The sequence below is a fragment of the Conexibacter stalactiti genome (assembly GCF_033542075.1).
Taxonomy (GTDB): Bacteria; Actinomycetota; Thermoleophilia; order Solirubrobacterales; family Solirubrobacteraceae; genus Conexibacter; species Conexibacter stalactiti.
Genome location: NZ_JAWSTH010000122.1, coordinates 1 through 17623 on the forward strand (window position 1 = coordinate 1; position 17623 = coordinate 17623).

At 73.2% G+C, this 17623-nt stretch carries 11 protein-coding genes; 4 read left to right on the forward strand and 7 right to left on the reverse strand.

Translation table 11 applies throughout. The annotated features are described in order from the left end of the window. On the reverse strand, positions 1 to 1477 hold a 1477-nt coding region (locus R7226_RS27580; protein ID WP_318600613.1), incomplete at its 3' end, for an AfsR/SARP family transcriptional regulator. 121 nt (positions 1478 to 1598) lie between these two features. Next, positions 1599 to 3344 carry a choice-of-anchor A family protein gene (locus tag R7226_RS27585; RefSeq protein WP_318600614.1) on the reverse strand — a complete coding sequence of 582 codons (1746 nt, stop codon included), beginning with the start codon at positions 3342 to 3344 and terminating at the stop codon, positions 1599 to 1601. Between the two features lie 157 nt (positions 3345 to 3501). Between R7226_RS27585 and R7226_RS27590 the strand changes: the two genes are divergently transcribed. Then, entirely contained in the window at positions 3502 to 4263 is a 762-nt protein-coding gene (locus R7226_RS27590; protein ID WP_318600615.1) for a L,D-transpeptidase, read from the forward strand. Between the two features lie 48 nt (positions 4264 to 4311). Here the strand turns inward: R7226_RS27590 and R7226_RS27595 are convergent, their stop codons facing one another. Together R7226_RS27595 and R7226_RS27600 are read right to left on the reverse strand one after the other, a co-directional pair. Continuing rightward, positions 4312 to 5535: an SGNH/GDSL hydrolase family protein gene (locus R7226_RS27595; RefSeq protein ID WP_318600616.1), complete on the reverse strand. Its 1224-nt coding sequence runs from the start codon at positions 5533 to 5535 to the stop codon at positions 4312 to 4314. A 325-nt stretch (positions 5536 to 5860) separates the two neighbouring features. Next, on the reverse strand, positions 5861 to 8350 hold the full coding sequence (locus R7226_RS27600) for an alpha/beta hydrolase (RefSeq protein WP_318600617.1): 2490 nt from the start codon (positions 8348 to 8350) through the stop codon (positions 5861 to 5863). 450 nt (positions 8351 to 8800) lie between these two features. Here R7226_RS27600 and R7226_RS27605 point away from each other — a divergent pair, with 450 nt between their 5' ends. After that, positions 8801 to 11059, forward strand: a complete 2259-nt coding sequence (locus tag R7226_RS27605; RefSeq protein WP_318600618.1) for a choice-of-anchor D domain-containing protein — start codon at positions 8801 to 8803, stop codon at positions 11057 to 11059. Positions 11060 to 11122: 63 nt separating this feature from the next. Here R7226_RS27605 and R7226_RS27610 read toward each other — a convergent pair whose 3' ends face one another. Continuing rightward, on the reverse strand, positions 11123 to 11716 hold the full coding sequence (locus R7226_RS27610; protein ID WP_318600619.1) for a hypothetical protein: 594 nt from the start codon (positions 11714 to 11716) through the stop codon (positions 11123 to 11125). 162 nt (positions 11717 to 11878) lie between these two features. Here R7226_RS27610 and R7226_RS27615 point away from each other — a divergent pair, with 162 nt between their 5' ends. Continuing rightward, a complete protein-coding gene (locus R7226_RS27615) occupies positions 11879 to 13096 on the forward strand; it encodes a PucR family transcriptional regulator (protein WP_318600620.1) in 1218 nt (405 codons plus the stop codon). A gap of 35 nt (positions 13097 to 13131) precedes the next feature. Here R7226_RS27615 and R7226_RS27620 read toward each other — a convergent pair whose 3' ends face one another. Further along, entirely contained in the window at positions 13132 to 14082 is a 951-nt protein-coding gene (locus R7226_RS27620; RefSeq protein WP_318600621.1) for a methanogen output domain 1-containing protein, read from the reverse strand. 77 nt (positions 14083 to 14159) lie between these two features. Continuing rightward, positions 14160 to 15641, reverse strand: coding sequence for a flavin-containing monooxygenase (locus R7226_RS27625; RefSeq protein WP_318600622.1), 1482 nt, complete (start codon positions 15639 to 15641; stop codon positions 14160 to 14162). Positions 15642 to 15705: 64 nt separating this feature from the next. Here R7226_RS27625 and R7226_RS27630 point away from each other — a divergent pair. Beyond that, positions 15706 to 17623 (forward strand): hypothetical protein (locus R7226_RS27630; protein ID WP_318600623.1); only part of this gene is annotated, 1918 nt, incomplete at its 3' end.

Consider the following 17623-nt stretch of genomic DNA (forward strand, 5'->3'; position numbering starts at 1 on the left):
GGTCGTCCAGCTCGCGCGCCGCCTCGTAGGCGGAGACGGCCGCGCGCCAGGCGCGGTCGGGATCGTCGCGCCGCAGCGCGCGCCCCAGCTCCAGCAGCAGCTCGACGCGGTCGCGCCGGCCGGGTCCGGCCGCGAGCGCCTGCTCGGCGAGCGCCGCCGCCTGCGCGAAGGCACGGCCGCGCAGCAGCAGCGCGATCCCAGCGCGCGCTCGCCGCACGGCGTCGTCGCGCGCGAGCGCGGGGACGGCGCGCAACGCCAGCCGCGCGATCGCGACGCGGTCGCCGTCCTCCTCTTCCAGCAGCGCGAGCGCCTCAGCCGCGATCCGGCTCGGCAGCGTCAGCGGCATCGCGGCGAGCACGGCGGCAGCGTCGGGCGCGTGCGGGAAGGCGACCGCCGGACCGAGCCACGATGCCGTCGGCGCCAGCAGCCCCACATCGCTCGCCTGCTGCAGCGCCGCCAGCACGTCGCCGCGTGCGACGCCGTCGGCGCGCTCACCGAGCCGCACCAGCAGCTCAACCGCCGCGACCTCGCCGAGCGCCGCGGCCCGCTCGACGAGCCGTTCGGCCTCGGGGCCGAGCGTCTGCACGCGTGCCGCTATCGAGCGCGCCGCGTCGTCGGATGGCCGCGCGCGCGGGCGCGGTGCGGCGGAAGCGGCCGCGCCAGCGCCGCGAACGGCCCCCGCGGCATCGACGCGGGCGGGCACCGCGCCGTCCCCGCCGGCGAAGTCCTGCGGGGCCTCGTTCGCGCCGGCGCTCCCCAGCAGCCGCTGATGGAGGTCTCGCACCGCCTGCGAAGGGACCGTGCCCAGCTCGGCGTCGAGACCGCGCCGCAGCTCCTCGTAGACCTGCAGCGCCGCGGCCGGCTCGGCGAGTGCGCCGAGCACCTCCATCAGCGCGGCATGGGCCGACTCGCGCAGCGGCGCGCGCGAGATCGCGCGACGCGCGGCGCGCTCGCCGTCGCGGGCGCGCTCGCCGCCGAGCGCCGCGCCGATCCGCGCGAGCAGCTCGAGCGCGTCGAGGTGGGTCGACTCGACGTCGGTCCGCCAGGGGTCGATCCAGCGCGCCTCGAAGCCGACCAGCAGCCCGCGGCCGGCGATCTCGCGCGCCTGCTCGGCGCGCTCCCAGGCCAGCTCCAGCTCGCGGCGGTCGAGCGCGGCGCGCGCGGCGACGAGCGCGGCCGATGCCTCCTCGACGTCGACGGTCACGTCGGAGGCCAGCTCCAGCCGGACGACGGCACCGATCGGCAGCGCCTCGCTGCCGAGCGATCTGCGCAACCGTGACAGCAGGCTGCTGAGGACGGCGCGCGGATCGCGCGGACGATCGGTCGGCCACAGCGCGTCGGCGAGCGCCGCATGCTGCAGCGGCCGGCGCCGATGCAGCACCAGATACGCGAACAGCTGCGTCGCGAGTCCGTTCGGCAGCGGGGCGAGGAGCGTGCGTGCGCGCACCTCACCGCACAGTGCGACCTCCGTGAGCACGCCCTGCATGCTGACGGACTCGCGCCTCCGCTGCCAGGGCAGCGGAGGCGAAGGCGGGAGCGGGCCGCTCCGCGGCGGCCACGCGAGACGACCGCTCATGGTCGTCTTGGGCGGGCCGCGCTCAGCCGGTGTAGGACGGCTGGACCGCGCCCTGGGCGCAGCGCGAGAAGCTCAGCTTCAGCGTCTTCGGCTTGGCTCTGCTGACGCTCGTGAAGGTGACGCGGGCGGTCAGCGTGTTGACGCCGTCGGTCAGCTTCGACGCGGGCACCTTGATCCCGACGCTGCGCTTGCCGCCGGCTCTGACGGTCTTGATCACTCTGCCGTTGAGGCGGAAGACGATCGTCCGCAGCTGTCTGCCGGCGATTCTCGCCTGCGCCGTCTCCTTGATGCAGCCGACCGAGCCGGTGATCTTCGCCGCCGCTCGCGGGCGCGTGCCACCGCCGCTTCTGACGGTGCCTCTGACGGCGCCTCTGCCGGACGCCGTCTCGGGGGTGGTCGCGGTCGTCGGCGTCGTCGGCGTCGTCGGCGTCGTCGGCGTCGTCGTCGTGGGCGTCGTCGTGGTCGGCGTCGTCGTCGTCGGCGTCGTCGTCGTCGGCGTCGTCGTCGTGGGCGTCGTCGTGGGCGTCGTCGTGGTCGGCGTCGTCGGCGTCGTCGTCGTGGGCGTCGTCGTGGTCGGCGTCGTCGTCGTCGGCGTCGTCGTGGTCGGCGTCGTCGTCGTGGGCGTCGTCGGCTGCGTGTTCGTCGGCGTCGTCGGCTGCGTCTCGGTCGTCGTCGGCGGCTCGTCGTCCGTCGTGCACGAGATCGTCTGCGTGAAGTACGCGTCGTGGATCTCGCCGCCGCCCGTGTGGCTGAGCGTGCCGGCGACGACCGCGCCCTCGACGTTGCTGTTGGAGTTGATGTCGAGCGTCGCGTTCGGCGCGAAGATCGTGCCCTCGACCGTTCTCGCGCTCGGCTTCAGCGTCAGCGCCGTCGCGGTCGGGAAGTTGACGAAGATCCGTCTCGCCTGGTCGAGGCCGACGCCGGAGAAGTTCGGCGCGTCCCACTCGCCGGTCGTCCAGTCGGTCACGTTGATCAGCAGCGACGCGTCGGCCGGCACGCCGTTGCTGAACGTGAAGGTCTGGACCCGCGTCAGCTGGTCGCTCGTCAGGTTGAGGACGTTCGTCTGCCCCGCCGCCAGCTTCAGATAGACGTTGAGGTTGGTCGCGCTCCAGTCGGTCGGCGCGCCGTTCGCGTTGGTCGTCGCGAGGTTCGCCTCGCATCTGGAGATCGCGACGGCGTTCGCGCGCAGCGTCGCGAAGGCGCCGGCGAAGTCGATCGCGTTCGCGGGGGCGCCGAAGATCGCGCCGGTCGGCTGCGAGGTGTTGACGTCGATCTGGCCGGAGCCGGAGGTCGGTCTGATGTGCGTCACGCCGCCGTTGGGGACGGCCGTGGAACCGGCGCCGTCGACGATGTGGGCGAAGTTGTTGTTGAGCACGTGGACGTTGCCGCCCTGCCAGACGACCTTGCCGCCGACGTAGAGCGCGGTCGGCTTCGCGTCACCGGTCGCCGTCCAGCGCGCCGCGTTGTTGAGCCCGACGCCGTAGTTCGCGCCGGAGGCGATCGTCAGGTCGCCGCCGGTCGCGAGCGAGCCCTCGATCTCGTTGCCCTTGACCGTCGCGCCCTGCTCGACGAAGACCGTGAAGCCCTGCAGCGGCGCGAGCGGGTCGAGCGCCGTGACCGCGCTCAGCGCGGCGTGCGGATCGCCGTCGGCGGCGACCGCGACGGCGGTGACGCCGCCGAGTGCGAGGATCGCGGTGGCGGTGGCGACCTTGCGGCCGGCGCGGGCAGCCGTCGTGCGGCGGGCGGGAACGGGGGGCTTGGCTTCCATGCGCGGAGCTCCAGGTCGGTGACGATGGCCGGCTGCGACTGACCGGTTCGCTGGAGCCGACACGATCCGTCAATTGCTTTGCATGGCCGTTGCATGCTCATTGCACCTGACGAAACCTTGCAATGGCTGAGCAAGCCGATCCCGTACCTTGGAAGGGATGAACGCCGCCGCCACAGCAGTTCGCCGCCCGCTCGCGCGCTTGCTGCTGATGCTTGCGTGCGTCGGCGCGGCGGCGCTCACGGCCGCCTCGCCGGCAGCCGCGACGTCGGTCGCCGGCACCAGAGAGGAGCGGCTCTCGAACGAGACGACCTCGTCGTACTGGGCCTATCCGGCGCGCGTCGCGACGATCCGCAAGGCGCCGTCACGCGACGCCGGAGTCGTCTCCCGCACGCAGCTCCAGACCGAAATCGGGCGACCGAACGTCTACCTCGTGCTGAGCGTGATCGCGCTGCCCGGCGGCGGCGAGCGCTGGCTGAAGATCCGCGTCCCGGGCCGCCCCAACGGCCGCGTCGGCTGGGTGCTGCGCGGCGCGCTCGGCCCGCTGCACAACGTCGACACGCAGATCGTCGTCGACCGCTCCGCGCTGACGGCGACGCTGCGCCGCGGAGGGCGCGTCGTGATGCGCGTGCCGGTCGGCGTCGGCGCGGCCGCGACGCCGACCCCGCCCGGTCGCTTCTGGGTGCGCGAGAAGCTGCGCTTCAGGCTGCAGCCGCTGTACGGCAGCTTCGCGCTCGGCACCTCCGCCTACGCGCCGACGCTGACCGAGTGGCCGGCCGGCGGCGTCGTCGGCCTGCACGGCACCGACGAGCCGTGGCTGATCCCCGGCCGCCCGTCGCACGGCTGCGTGCGCGTGCGCAACGAGGAGAACGCGCAGCTGTGGGCGCGCACCCCGGTCGGCACCCCCGTGCTGATCCGCTGAGGAGCGTCACCCAGGGCTCGCTGAGCGAGCTCCAGGTGACGGTCATCCTCATCTGAGCGTCATCACCGGCTCGCCCGCGCCCGTCAGGCCGTTGGCGGTGCGGGTGCAGGTGCCGCCTCTGGGGCTGCCGCCGTTCCACGCCTGGCGCAGGCAGTTGCGCAGCGCCTTCTGGCCCCACCAGTTCGGGTGCAGCGACTCCTGGATGAAGTAGTCGGAGCCGATCGTCGAGACGGTCCGTATCTGGTCGACCCACTCGGTCTGGTCGACGGCGCCGGCCGCTCTCCAGTTCGCGAGGCCTCTCTCCTCCAGCAGGCCGACCGTGTTCTCGCACAGGCGGCGGCCGTTGAAGGCGCTGCTGAGGTAGAGGTGCAGCACGTTGGTGAGGCCGGTCGCGTTGGCGCCGTTGTGAACGGCGTTCGCGATCGTCGGCAGCGCGGTGCCGTTCGCCCAGTTGGCGTCGGCGTTCCAGAAGCCACAGCCGCCGGTGTTCTGGCGCGTGTAGCCCGACTCGCCGTAGCGGAAGCCGGCGCCGTTCGGGATCGGCGACTCGTAGTCCTGCACGACGATGCGGTAGTCGCCGTCGGCGTAGCCGGCAGTGCTCATCGCTCTGCGCACGTTGAGGATCGCGGTTGTGATTCTGCCGGTCACCGCCGTCACGTTCGCGCCCGTGAAGTTGGCCGTGACGGAGCTGTCGTCGTTGCAGTAGTCGGGCCACCACGCCGGCGACGTCAGCCAGTCGGTCAGGCAGGTCTGGATGATCGAGGCGAAGTTGAAGTCGTTGCCGCCGATCGAGACGGCGACGAGCTTGACGTTGTTGGCTCTGGCGAAGTTCTGCAGCGCCAGCGCCTGTCCGACGTTGCCGCCGGAGCTGTAGAAGTCGAGCCCCGGCTTGAAGTTGCCGTCGGAGTCGGTGAAGGTCGCCGTGCGCGCGCCGGAGCAGGCGAGGTTGACCGAGTTGACGCCGCCGCCGATGTGCGCCTCCGCGGCGGTCGAGCGATGGCAGCGGACGATCTGCTCGCCCGTTCTGGTCGCGTTGTCGTAGTACGCGGCGGCGCCGCCGGCGTCGATGTTGGCGGCCGCGCCGTTGGTGTTGCCGGCCCAGCGCCCGGCCTCGCCCGAGATGTAGGAGTCGCCGAGCGTCGCGACCCATGGCGTGCCGGAGTTCGGCCCGTCGGCGAGGGACTGCGCGGCCGGCGCGAACGCCGTCGCCGCGAGTCCCACCACGACGGCGAGAGCCGCGCGCGAGCGCGCGCGGCGGATGACGGTGGACATGCTCTCCCCTTCGATCGCGGGGCGACCCCAATCCGCCCCGGTCCGACGACCATATCCACTTTTCGGTGTGCCGTGCTTGCGTTCGGGGCCTCGCCGCCAGCACGTGCGGCGAGGCCCCGGTCCCCGCATCCTCCGCGTTCCCCAACACGGAGCTCCCCCTGTGCGGCCGGCCGATCGGCCGTGACGGCAGTTTCTCCCCGCCGCCGTGGACGCAGGTGAAGGTGCCGTGAAAACGTCCAGCTGGCGCTGCGGCGCGGATCCAGGAACGCGGAAGGGCCCCGCCGAAGCGGGGCCCTTCTGTCACGACGTCAGCTGAGGGATGGGCTCAGCGGACGACGAGCTTGGCCGCCTTGACGGCGGTGCGGGCGTTGCCGCCGGCGTCGATCGCGCGGACCGAGATGCGGTAGCTCCCCTTCGGCAGCGTGCCGAGCTTGACCGTCCACTTCGTGGCGCCCTTGGCGACCAGCGCGCGAGCGCCGATCGGCTTGAGCGCCTTCGTGAACGCGCCCTTCGGCGTCAGGTAGCGGAACTTGCCGTTGCCGGCGCTCTTGGCGACCGTGACCTGGACCGACGCGACCTTCGCGCCGCAGCCCGTGTCCGCGGCGACGCCGCGCACGACCTTCTTGCCCTTGACGGTGATGCGCGCCGTCGGGGCGATCGTGTCGAGGCAGGTGCCGGTGACGGATGCCGTCGGGGTCAGCGAGACGGCCTGACCGGCCTTCGCGACCGTCGTGCGGGCGGTCGTCTCGATCAGGTCGATCGGCTGCACGCCGGCCGCGGAGCCGCCGCCGTCGGTCAGCGCCGTCGGACCGCCGACCGCCTCCTGGAAGCGGACGTCGGCGAGCTGCACCGAGCCGGTCGCCGGCTTGCCCGGCTCGCCGAAGCGCAGCTCCAGCTTGCGCACCTTCGTCAGGTCGACCCCCTGCGCGGCGAAGTCGCTCAAGGGGACGCGGATCTGGTTGAGGATGATGTGCACGCGCGGCGTGATGTTGCCGACGGTCGGGTGCAGCGCCGAGCCGTAGCGCGAGCTGGCGGCCGAGACCGCGGCCTCACGACCGGCGGCGTCGGTCAGGGCGATCGTGAAGTCCTGCGTCAGCGTCGCCGGGTTGAACAGCGCGTCTCCGACACGGGCGGGGTTGCGCGTGTCGAAGAAGTTGACCGCGGCGCCGAGGCTGAGCGCCTTGAAGCCGCTGACGTCGCCCGAGGCCGCCGGGATCCGCGTCGCCAGCGACGCGATTCTGCCGCTTCTGGCGATCGGGTTGTCCCACGCGGCCGCGATCTGGAGGCCGTAGGAGCGGTTGACCGGGGCCTGCTCACGCGCGGCGGTCTGACCGCCGAGCGCGCCGGCGGCCGGCAGCGGGCAGCCCTTCTTCGCGGTCGGCAGCGTGCCTCTCACCGCGCCGAGGTTGACCGGCGCGAAGTGGTCGGGCTCCGGGTTGCACCAGTCGAGCCCGCTCGCCGTCGTCGCCGGCTGCGGCTGGACGCCGCCGTCGGCGGTGTAGGGGTTCGCGAAGCCGCTCGCCGTCAGCGCCGTGCCGAGCGCGCTTGCGACCAGCGGGCTGTCGGGGTCGGGCTGGATCACGTCGCGGCGCTCCGCCGCGCCGGGGAAGTAGCTCGTCATGACCCGCTCGGCGCACGCGATCCGGGTGCCGTTGGGGCTGGTCGGGCAGGCGCTCTCGGGGATCTGCTTGCCGTCGCCGATGGTGCTCAGCTCACCGGTCATGTACGAGTCGAACGCGACTTCGCCGCCGACGTAGCGACGGAAGAACGACGACATCGTCGCGAGGCCGATCTTCTCCTGGTCGCCCATCAGCGCCGGGTCGGCGTCGCCGCGGGTCGTTCTGTCGTAGAGACCGCCGCTGAGGCGGATGCTGGTGGCGTCTCTGGGGCCGCACGCGACGTCGGCCGTGCCGGAGTCGTCGCCGTCGGCGAACCAGACGCTGTTGAACCAGTTGTGGTTGGCGCCGTGGACCGACTGCTGGATGCGCGGGAAGGGATCGCCCGGCAGCGCGTACTGGCTGCGCTCGAAGTGGCGGGCGACCTGCAGGTTCGAGACGTCGCCGTCGCACATCGGCGCGATCGAGAGGTACGGGACGCCCCACGGCGTCGAGCGCTCGTAGTCGACCGACGCGAGCGAGATCACACCGCGCAGGTTGTAACGTCTGCCCGGCTCAGGACGAGTGCGGTTCCAGTTGATGAAGCTGGTGACGGCGTCGCCGCCGCGCGAGTGGCCCATCAGGCCGACTCTGTTCATGTCGAGCCTGCCGACCAGGCGGCCGCCGATGTTCGAGGTCGCGCTGTCGGGCAGCGGAGCGGCGTTCGCGTTCGTCAGCATGTCGAGCGCGGCGCCGATCAGCAGGCGGCGCTGGTGCATGCCGGCCGTCTGACCGTCCTGGAAGTACATCAGCTGGTCCTGGTCGAGCGAGAGGACCGTGTAGCCGTGGCTGGCGAGGTTCGCGCCGAGGTAGGCGTAGCCGCGGTCGTTGCGCTTGAACACGTCGCAGAAGGGCGAGCTCCCGCTGTCGCACTGGGCGTGGTTGCCGTGCACCAGCACGATCACCGGCGACGGCGCCGGGCTGTTCGTCGGGCGGTAGAGCGAGCCGCGCAGCTCGAGCGTGACGGCGGCGGCGCCGGCCGCCGGCGCGCCGCCGGTCGAGGAGGGCTCCTGCAGGTTGACGGTGCCGCCGCGGAAGGGATCGAGCGTCTCGACCGCGTATGGCCCGCTGGCCATCGGATCAGGCGTCGCGGCGCGCGCCGAGGCCGCGACGAGCGCGAGCGCGAGGCTTGCGAGCACGAGCGCCGCGAGTGCCCGCATGGGCGTTTTGACGATTGTCACCAGGTCTCCGTGAGATCAGTTGTGGGGGTGGCGGGGAGTGCCGCGCTTCCGGTGCGGCGGCAGGTCGCCGGTCGTGCCGTCGATGCGTCGGCGCTCGTGGAGCGGGCTCGTTCGCGTGCGCTGGACCCTCAGCGTGCTCACGCGCTCCGAGCCCCGAGCGACCGGGTCTCACAGGCGTCGCCCATCGTAATCACCGTGATTGCACGGTCACCTATCCCCGGGGACAAATCGTCACGGTGAATCACGTTCCGCAGGGATAAGCAGCGTTGGACGTTTTGTCCACTATGTTGCACAAGCCCTCAGCCAGGCTCGGCGAGCGGCGCCATTTCCGGGGCGTCGAGACAGCTCCCGTGCCGCCCCATCCCCTGCGTGCTCCGCTCGCGCACGGGTGGCTCTCTGTCGACCCCACACGAGGTTCACCCCACTTCCATGACGCAACGAACCCTCCGTCGTGCGCTCCGCGCCGCAGCCGTCTGCGCGGTGCTCCCCGCGCTGGCGCCGGCGGCCGCGTCCGCGTCGACCTACACGGTCGACGACGACAAGGCCCAATGCCCCAGCGCCTCGTTCACGTCGATTCAGGCGGCTGTCGACCAGGCCGCTCCCTGGGACACCGTGATCGTCTGCGACGGCCTCTACGAGGAGCAGTCGACACCTGCGTCCGGAGTCGGCTCGCCGTCCCAGACCGGCTCGCTCAACGGCCTCACGATCACCAAGCCGCTGACGATCAAGGGCACCGGCGCCGCGAAGGTGACGATCATGCCGAGCCAGTCGGTCCCCGGCAGAACGCTCGCCGGGACCGCGCCGTACCTGCGCGACGGCGGCGGCAACGTCGTGACCGTCTCGCGCCAGTCGCGTGACGCGACCGACATGAACACGATGTTCGTCGACATCTCCGGCGTCACGATCCGCTCCGGCGACGTCTACGCCGAGGCCGGCGTCGCCTTCTTCAACGCCTCCGGCGCGATCAGAAACTCGATCGTCGGCCCGCTCGTGCGCGCCGTCGACGGCGCCGAGCTGGCGGCCAGACCGCACGGCTGGGGCGTCGTCGCGACCAATCACCAGCAGGGTGCCGAGGCCGGCCCCCGCCGTGAGATCTCGGTCGAGAGCAGCCTCGTGACCGGCTACCAGTCGGGCGGCGTCCTGTTCGACGTCGCGCGCGGCGCCGACGGCGCGCCCGAGACGCTGCAGCGCTCCGGGATCGTCTCCTACGGCTACGTCAGAAACTCGGCGATCAGAGGCAGCGGTGCCAGCACGCTGATCCCGCAGACGGGCGTCGAGTACCACTCCGGCGCGCGCGGCGAGGTGATCGAGAGCACGATCACCGACCACCTCTACACGCTCGACCTGCGCAGATCGGTCGGCCTGCTGCTGACCGACGCCGAGACCGGCGTCGACCCTGCGAACCCGGCGCAGCGCGCCTTCCGCCTCGAGAGAAGCGTCTTCACCGGCAACGGCTACGGCATGTTCAACGCCGACGCCGCCAACGCGACAGTGCGACGCGGCGCCCCGGCCCTCGCCAGACCGGCCGTCAGCGGCACGACCGAGTCGTACTTCGGCTGCAGCGGCGGGCCGGTCATCGGCGGCCCCAGCACGCTCGACAGAACCGGCGTCCCCACCTGTCAGGGGATCTCCGGCAACGACGCCGACGCGCGACCGAGCATCGACATGACGTTCGCGCGCGGCACGCTGCCGAGACTGCCGGCCGCCCCCGGCGTCACCGCCGACGCCGCTCCGACGGCCAGCCTCTCCGAGCCGGTCGCCGGCAAGCTCGTCGTCGGCGAGGCGTTCGTCCCGACCGTCTCGGCCAACGACGACTTCGGCGTCAGATCGGTCTCCGTCACGCTCGACGGCAACCTCCTCGGCACCCGCGGCACGGCGCCGTACGAGTTCGGCGGCGGCTGGACGCCCGACTACGACGAGATCGGCCAGACGCACACGCTGACGACGACCGTCGTCGACTCGGCCGGACAGACCACGGTCACGAGCGAGGTCGCGACCGTCGTCGCACCCGCCGGCTACCAGCCGATCACGCTCGCACCGTCGCCGCTTGACGCCGGCGCCGTCGTCCTCGGCCAGAGCGCGACGAAGGCGGTCACGATCACCAACAGCGGCGGCAACCCGCTGACGCTGACCGCGGTCGACGTCACCGGCGCCGGCTTCGCGCGCGCCGGCGGCTGCGTCTCCGGCACGCTGGCGCCCGGCGCTTCATGCACCGTCGGCGTGCGCTTCGCGCCGACCGCCGCGGGCGCCGCGAGCGGCGCGCTGACGGTCGCCTACAGCGCGATCGGCGGCAGCTCGCCGGCGACCGTCGCGCTGAGCGGCAGCGGCGTCGCGACGACGCCCCCGCCGGGGAGAAGACCGCCGGGCAGATCGGTCGCCAGCATCGCCGCGACGTTCGCGAGAACGACGAAGGTGAGCCGCAACGGCCTGCTGACGCTCGTCACGCTGCGTAACAGCGGCACGGCGGCCGGCACGGTCAGCGTGACCGGCACATTGCGCGTCGGCGGCGCGCGATTCGCGGTCGGAGCCACCCGCAGGGTCAGTGCCGGCCAGCGCGTGACGCTGTCGGTGAGGCTGAGCAGAAGCGCGCGCCTGGCGCTCAGACGCCGCGGCGGCACGCTGACGCTGAGAGTGGTCGGCGCCGGCTCCAGAGCGATCACGCGGCGCATCGCGGTCAAGCGCGGCTGAGACCAGGCCGCCGCACCGCAGTTCGCAGGACGAGAGCCCCGCTTCGGCGGGGCTTTCTGCGTTCTATCTCCGCTTCAGCAGCGACGGCAGCTTCGCGATCCCGCGCGGGATGTCGCTGCGGGCGTGCTGGAGCGCCTGCTCGAGCGCGTCGGCGGCGTCGTCGTGCAGGCTCGGTCCGTGGCCGACGAGGATGTGACGCGGCTTGAAGCAGCGCAGGCTGAACGGCGGCGTCAGGCGCAGGAAGGGATGGACGCCGAGCGGCCGGCCGAGCGCGAAGTAGCGGGCCGTGCCGACCGCCTCCGGGACGATCAGCAGCTCCTGCTCCGGCCACCACAGCACGACCTCGTGCCACCACGGGCGGTCGATCAGGCGCGTCGCCTGCAAGGGCGTGCCGGCGAGCGTCTCAGGCAGTCTCATCAGCGGCACGCCGAGCCGTCTGGCGACCGCGGCGCTGTCGCGGTCGTGGCGGTCGAGCAGCTGGATCACGCCGGCCGGCTCGCCGAGCGCCGCGGCCCGCTCCAACGCCGGCTCCCACGCGACGGGATCGATCAGCCAGCAGCGGCCGCCGTCGGCGATCGCGTGCGACGCCCGCTCCATCTGCTCGTCGACGACCCAGGTGAAACCCGCGTCGAACTCGTTCGAGATCCTCGCCTCCATGCCGCGTAGCTTGCCAGGTCGCGTGAGCGGTGCCCAGCGGCCCCATCTTTGGACATCGGGATATGGAGTTCAGGACCGCCGGAGACGAGACTTCCCGACATCGCGCGCACCGTTCGCGCGCGGTCCCCGCGCCCGTCCCCCGCTCGTCCCCCCGCAGGTGTCATGACCCCCCAGCAGACCTCCCTCCGCCGGCTCACCGCGCTCGGCGATCCCGTCCAGCCGCTCGCGGCCTTGAGCGACTTCCACGCCGACGTCTTCGACGCCGTGCTGTGGGATCACGACCTCGACCGCGTCGCCGAGCTGACGGCCGCCGCCGTCGGCGCGCCGGTCGCGATCGTCGTCCCCCACCTCCAGATAGCGCACGTCGCGCCGCGCGCCGACAGAGCGCTCGTCGCCGCGATCGCGCGGCATGTCGGCGACCGCATGCGCGGCCGCCCGGCGAAGGTCCCCGAGGGCGTGCTGGCGGAGGCGCCGATCGCGCGCCGCGGCGAGCCGCTCGGCGCGATCCTGATGCTGAGCGGCAGCAGTGCCGACATCGCCAGGCGCAGAGCGGCGCTCGACTTCCTCCACGTCGCCGCGACCGCGACGCTCACGCGCGTCGCCGCGATCGAGCTGCGCGCCGCCGTCGAGCACGACCTGCACGGCGCGCTGCTGAGCCAGCTGCGCGACGGCGAGACGCTCGACCCGCAGCTGCTGGCGCAGCGCGCGCTGCGGCTCGGCTGCGACCTCGCCGAGGGCGCCGTCGCGCTCTGCGTCGAGCCGGCGCAGGGGCAGCAGCGGTCGGTCGCGCTGACGATCGCGCAGGAGCTGCCGGGCGCGCTCGTCGAGCATGCCGGCGAGCGCCTCTTCGCGCTGCTGCCGCTTGACGGCGGCGCGCGCTCGCTGGAGCGCGTGCGCGAGCTGGTCCAGCGGCTGCAGCCGTTCGGCGTCGCCGGCGCCTCGCGCCACTGCGCGGCGGTCGGCGAGCTGGGCCAGGCGCTGGAAGAGGCCGAGCTGGTGCTCGACGTCGTCGCGCTGTCGGACGCGTCGATCGACGCCGACAGAGTGATGAGCGGCACCTACCGGCTGCTGTTCCGCCTGCTCGCGACCCACCCGGGCGAGGTCTCGGCGCTGTACGAGGGGACGGTCGCCGCGCTCGTGCGCTACGACGAGCACCACCGCACCGACCTCGTCGCGACGCTGGAGACCTACCTCGAGCTGAACGGCAACATGAACGCGACCGCGGCGCGCATCTACGCCCACCGCCACACGGTCGCGTACCGGCTCGACCGCATCCGCGAGCTGAGCGGGCTCGACCCGGCCGACGGCGAGGACCGCGAGCGGCTCGGCCTCGGGCTGAAGGCGCACCGGCTGCTGAGCCGCGACCGCGCGGCGGCGTAAGACGACGGCGCGCGGCCGGTGCGCGCGGCGGCGCGTCAGCCGCCGGCGTACTCGTGGGCGCTGCGCCATTCGCCGGCGTGGGCGCCCCTCAGCCACACGACGACGCGGCACTCGGGGTCGCCGAGCGCGATCCGCTCCTCCAGCACGACCGAGGCGTGGCCGGTGTTGCGCGCGGCGATCCCGCCGAAGACGCTGGAGGTCATGCGGCAGAGGCCGGGCGCGCGCCGCACGACCTCGCCGAAGGGGCAGGCGCGGCTGCCCAGCACGATCCGCTCCTCGTCGGCCTCGATCACGTAGAAGTCGCCGTCGATCGCGGCCTTCAGGCGCACGTACAGGTCGGCGATCTGGCGCGGGCTCAGCTCGCCTTCGAGCCCCTCGACGCGGCGGTACTCGTCCTCCATCCGCCCGCCGACGTCGGCACCGACCTGCGCGATCGCGGCCTCGGCCGCGTCCGGCCCCTCGTTGCGCTCGACCGCCTCGGCGAGCTGCACGACGAGCGCGCGCAGGAACGACTCCTTGCCGAAGCTGCCGTCGGGCCGCGCCTCCTGCGGCGCCGGCAGCGAGCTGGCGCGGCGGCTGGGCGGGTCGAAGTCACGCTCCGGCGCGCGCGTGACAGGCAGCTCGACGGTCACCTTCGAGCCGCCGGAGCGCTTGGCCGCGACGGTCATCCAGCCGCTGACGTTGGAGACGATGAAGAGGCCGCGGCCGCCGCCGTCGGCGAGCAGGTCGGCCGGCAGCGACGGCGTCGCCTCGAAGCCGCTGCCGAGGTCGTGGACCGCGAGGATCGCGCGCGGCGTCGACCAGTCGAGGTGCGCCCAGGCGGAGCCGGGCGCGTGCAGCGTCACGTTGCTGAGCAGCTCTGAGACGGCGACCTCCGCGCCCGCGAGGTCGGACTCCGGCGCGGCGTGCCGGCGCAGGTAGTCGCCGATCTCCCGCCGGAGTTCCGAAACAGCATCCGGGTTGCTTCCGTCGAGGTACCAGTCCACGCTCGTCCCGTCCCCCGCCACCGCGCATCCGCGCATCGTGTGCGAAGCGAACAGTGTAAGGAACGCGAACGGCTCTGTCAGCCGGGCTGTCCGAGCGCGAGCGGCGCTGGCGCACGGACGGCATAGTCGGCCAGCTCGACGGTCCGCGTGCGACGGCGGTAGTCGAACGTCTGGCCGGGCCAGAGCGTGCGGTTGCGGCCGCTCTCGTCGAGGTACCAGCTGGCGCAGCCGCCGGCCGTCCAGACGGTCCCCTCCATCTTCCGCTGCAGCTCCTCGTTGAAGCGCTTCTGCACGCCGGCGCGCACGTCGATCGAGGCCAGGCCGCGCTCGCGCATCTGTCTGAGCGCGTCGAGCACGTAGGCGATCTGCGCCTCGATCACGTAGACCATCGAGCCGGCGCCGAGACCGGTGTTGGGGCCGATCAGCATGAAGAAGTTGGGGAAGCCGGCGACGGTCGTGCCGAGGTAGGCCTCGATCCCGTCCTCCCAGACCTCCGTCAGCGCGCGGCCGTCGCGGCCGCGGATCTCGCGGTAGGCGGGGCCGCCGAGCACGCCGTAGCCGGTCGCCAGCACGATCGTGTCGACCTCGCGCTCGCTGCCGTCGCCGGCGACCACGGTCGATCCGCGCACGGCGGTGACGCCGCCGCTGAGCACCTCGGCGTTCGGCGCCGCGAGCGCTCTGTAGTACGTGTTGGAGGCGAGGATCCGCTTGCAGCCGAGGCGGAAGTCGGGCGTCAGGCGGCGGCGCAGCGCGCGGTCGGGGACGTGGCGGCGGAGGTTGAGGCGGGCCGCGACCTCCAGCGCTCTGAGCGTCGGCGCCTTGCGCAGCAGCGAGGTGACGAGCGCCTCCATCCCCCAGTAGACGGCGGAGCGCTGCAGCCGCCCGAGCGCGGGGAAGCGCCGCAGCAGCCGCCGCTGGACGCGGCCGGTCGGGTGGTCGATGTGCGGCAGCACCCACGCGGGCGTGCGCTGGAAGAGGTGCAGCGAGCCGACCTGCGGCTGGATCCTCGGCACGAACTGGATCGCCGAGGCGCCGGTGCCGACGACGGCGACGCGCTTGCCGGCGAGCGGGATCTCGTGTCTCCACTGCGCCGAGTGGAAGAGCTCGCCGGGGAAGTCGGCGAGGCCGGGCACGTCGGGCAGCGCCGGCTCGGTCAGCGGGCCGAGCGCGGCGACCAGCACGCGCGCGGTGCGCGGCCCGTGCGAGGTGTCGATCCGCCACAGCTGCGCGTCGTCGTCCCAGGCGGCGCCGCGCACGTCGCAGCCGAAGCGGATGTGGCGGCGCAGGTCGTGCTCGTCGGCGCAGCGGCGCAGGTAGTCGTGGATCTCCTGCTGGCGCGAGAACAGCCGCGTCCACTCCGGGTTCGGCGCGAACGAGAACGAGTAGAGCGGCGAGGGCACGTCGCAGCCGCAGCCCGGGTAGGTGTTCGCCCGCCAGACGCCGCCGACGTCGTCGGCCCGCTCCAGCAGCTCGAAGTCGTCGATCCCCTGCTCCTTCAGGCGCATCGCCATCCCGAGGCCGCCGAAGCCGGCGCCGATGATCACCACGTCGTGTGCCATGGCGACAACTGTACATGGATCCGTGTCACATCTGTGCATGGATCCATGTATGGTTCACGAGACCGTGTCATCTCGTCGCTGGTCACCGGAGGTCTCGATGTCGCGCCTGCTCGCGCTCGTCACGCTGCTGCTCGCCGCCTTCCCCGCCGTCGCGCAGGCGGCGCCGGCCGAGGCCGCGCCGGCCGGCGGCGCGACCGCCGGCCAGATCGCGATCGGCGCCGGCGTCGCGACCGTCTGGACGCTGATCCTGCTCGTGCTCGGGCTCGGCCACCGCGCCGGCCGCACGACGCTGCTGCTGCGGCTCTCCGCGCCGGCCGCGCGGCTGACGCGGCTGCCCGGCTGGGCTGGCCTGCCGCTGCTGGTCGCGGGCCTCGGCCTGCTGCTGGCCGGCGTCGGCTTCGTCTGGGACGTCGCGCTGCACATCTCCGCCGGCCGCGACGAGGGACCGTTCGCCAACCCCTCGCACTACATGATCTTCCTCGGGCTGCTGGTGATGCTCGCGAGCGGTTGGCTCGCCGTCGTGCTGCCGACCGCGGACGAGGGACCGGCGTCAGGAATCCGTGTCGTCGAGGGTTGGACGGTGCCAGCGGGAGGTGTCGCGATGCTGCTGTCGGGCTCGGCAGCGATGCTCGCCTTCCCGCTCGACGACGTCTGGCACCGCATATTCGGTCAGGACGTGACGCTGTGGGGGCCGACCCATCTCGTGCTGATCACCGGCGGCCTGCTCGTCTTCGCCTCCGCGCTCGTGCTGGCGCGCGAGGGCCGCACCGTCACCGCCGCCGCGCAGCGGTCCGCCGGGCGCGTGCCCGGCGCGGTCCCGAAGCTGCTCGGAGCGAGCGCCGCCGCCGTCGTGCTGACCGGCATGACGATCGCCTACCAGCAGGAGTTCGGCTACGGCGTCCCGCAGTTCCGGCTGATGTTCCACCCCGTGCTGATCGCGCTGACGGCGTCGCTGGCGCTGGTCGCGGTGCGGCTCGCCTGCGGCGCCGGCGCGGCGCTGCTGGCCGCCGTCGGCTCGATCGTGCTGAGCGGGCTGCTGACCGTGATCGTCGGGCCGATCTTCGGCACGCTCACGCACCACTTCCCGCTCTACCTCGCCGAGGCGGCGCTGGTCGAGCTGGCGGCGCTGGCGCTGCTGCGCGCCGGTCGCTCGCCGTACCCGTTCGCCGCCCTCTCGGCGCTGTTGATCGGCACCGTCGGCGTCGTCGCCGAATGGGGTTGGTCGCACGCCTGGATGCCCCTGTCTTGGCCCGGCCACCTCGTCGGCCCGGCGATGGTGCGCGCTGTGCCGGTCGCGCTCGCGGGCGCCGTGATCGCCGTCTTCGTGACGCGCTGCCTGACGCGCGACGCCGCCGTCCGCGCACGCTGGTCGTGGCTGCCGGCGACGGCCGGCGTGGCGGTCGCGCTCGCCGTGCTCGGCTCGCTCCTCCCCACCCACGCGCCGGACGGCGCGCGCGTGCAGTTGGCGCTGACGCCGCAGGGCGACGGCACCGCGCACGTCACCGCCACCTTCACCCCGCGCGACGTCGCCGAGCACGCCGACTGGGTCCAGGGGCTCAGCTGGCAGCACGGCGAGGGCGTCGTGACCGAGCAGCTGGAGCGCGTCTCCGAGGGCGTCTACAGAACGACCGTGCCGCTGCAGATCGCCGGCAACGCGAAGGCGCTGATCCGCCTGCAGCGCGGCACGACGACCGCCAGCGTCGGCGTGCGGCTGCCGGCCGATCCGGCGATCCCGGTCGGCGCGATCCCGGCCAGACGCCTGGTCGAGCGGCCGCTCGTGCACGACCCGGTGCTGCTGCAGCGCGAGCGCAAGCCGGACACGCCGAGATGGCTGTGGGCGGTCGGCAGCAGCACCGTGCTGCTGCTGGTGGTCGGGCTGTTCGCGACGCTCGGCTGGGCGCTGCTGCGCGCGGCGCGGCTGCCGGCCGACGACGGCGCCGCGCCCGCGCGGGCCGGCGCCGCACCCGGCGAGGTGGCGGCCG

Bases quoted from the DNA above. Each gene is read 5' to 3' on its own strand.
- R7226_RS27585 (WP_318600614.1), bottom strand. From the start codon at position 3,344: ATGGAAGCCAAGCCCCCCGTTCCCGCCCGCCGCACGACGGCTGCCCGC.
- R7226_RS27590 (WP_318600615.1), top strand. From the start codon at position 3,502: ATGAACGCCGCCGCCACAGCAGTTCGCCGCCCGCTCGCGCGCTTGCTG.
- R7226_RS27595 (WP_318600616.1), bottom strand. From the start codon at position 5,535: ATGTCCACCGTCATCCGCCGCGCGCGCTCGCGCGCGGCTCTCGCCGTC.
- R7226_RS27600 (WP_318600617.1), bottom strand. From the start codon at position 8,350: ATGCGGGCACTCGCGGCGCTCGTGCTCGCAAGCCTCGCGCTCGCGCTC.
- R7226_RS27605 (WP_318600618.1), top strand. From the start codon at position 8,801: ATGACGCAACGAACCCTCCGTCGTGCGCTCCGCGCCGCAGCCGTCTGC.
- R7226_RS27610 (WP_318600619.1), bottom strand. From the start codon at position 11,716: ATGGAGGCGAGGATCTCGAACGAGTTCGACGCGGGTTTCACCTGGGTC.
- R7226_RS27615 (WP_318600620.1), top strand. From the start codon at position 11,879: ATGACCCCCCAGCAGACCTCCCTCCGCCGGCTCACCGCGCTCGGCGAT.
- R7226_RS27625 (WP_318600622.1), bottom strand. From the start codon at position 15,641: ATGGCACACGACGTGGTGATCATCGGCGCCGGCTTCGGCGGCCTCGGG.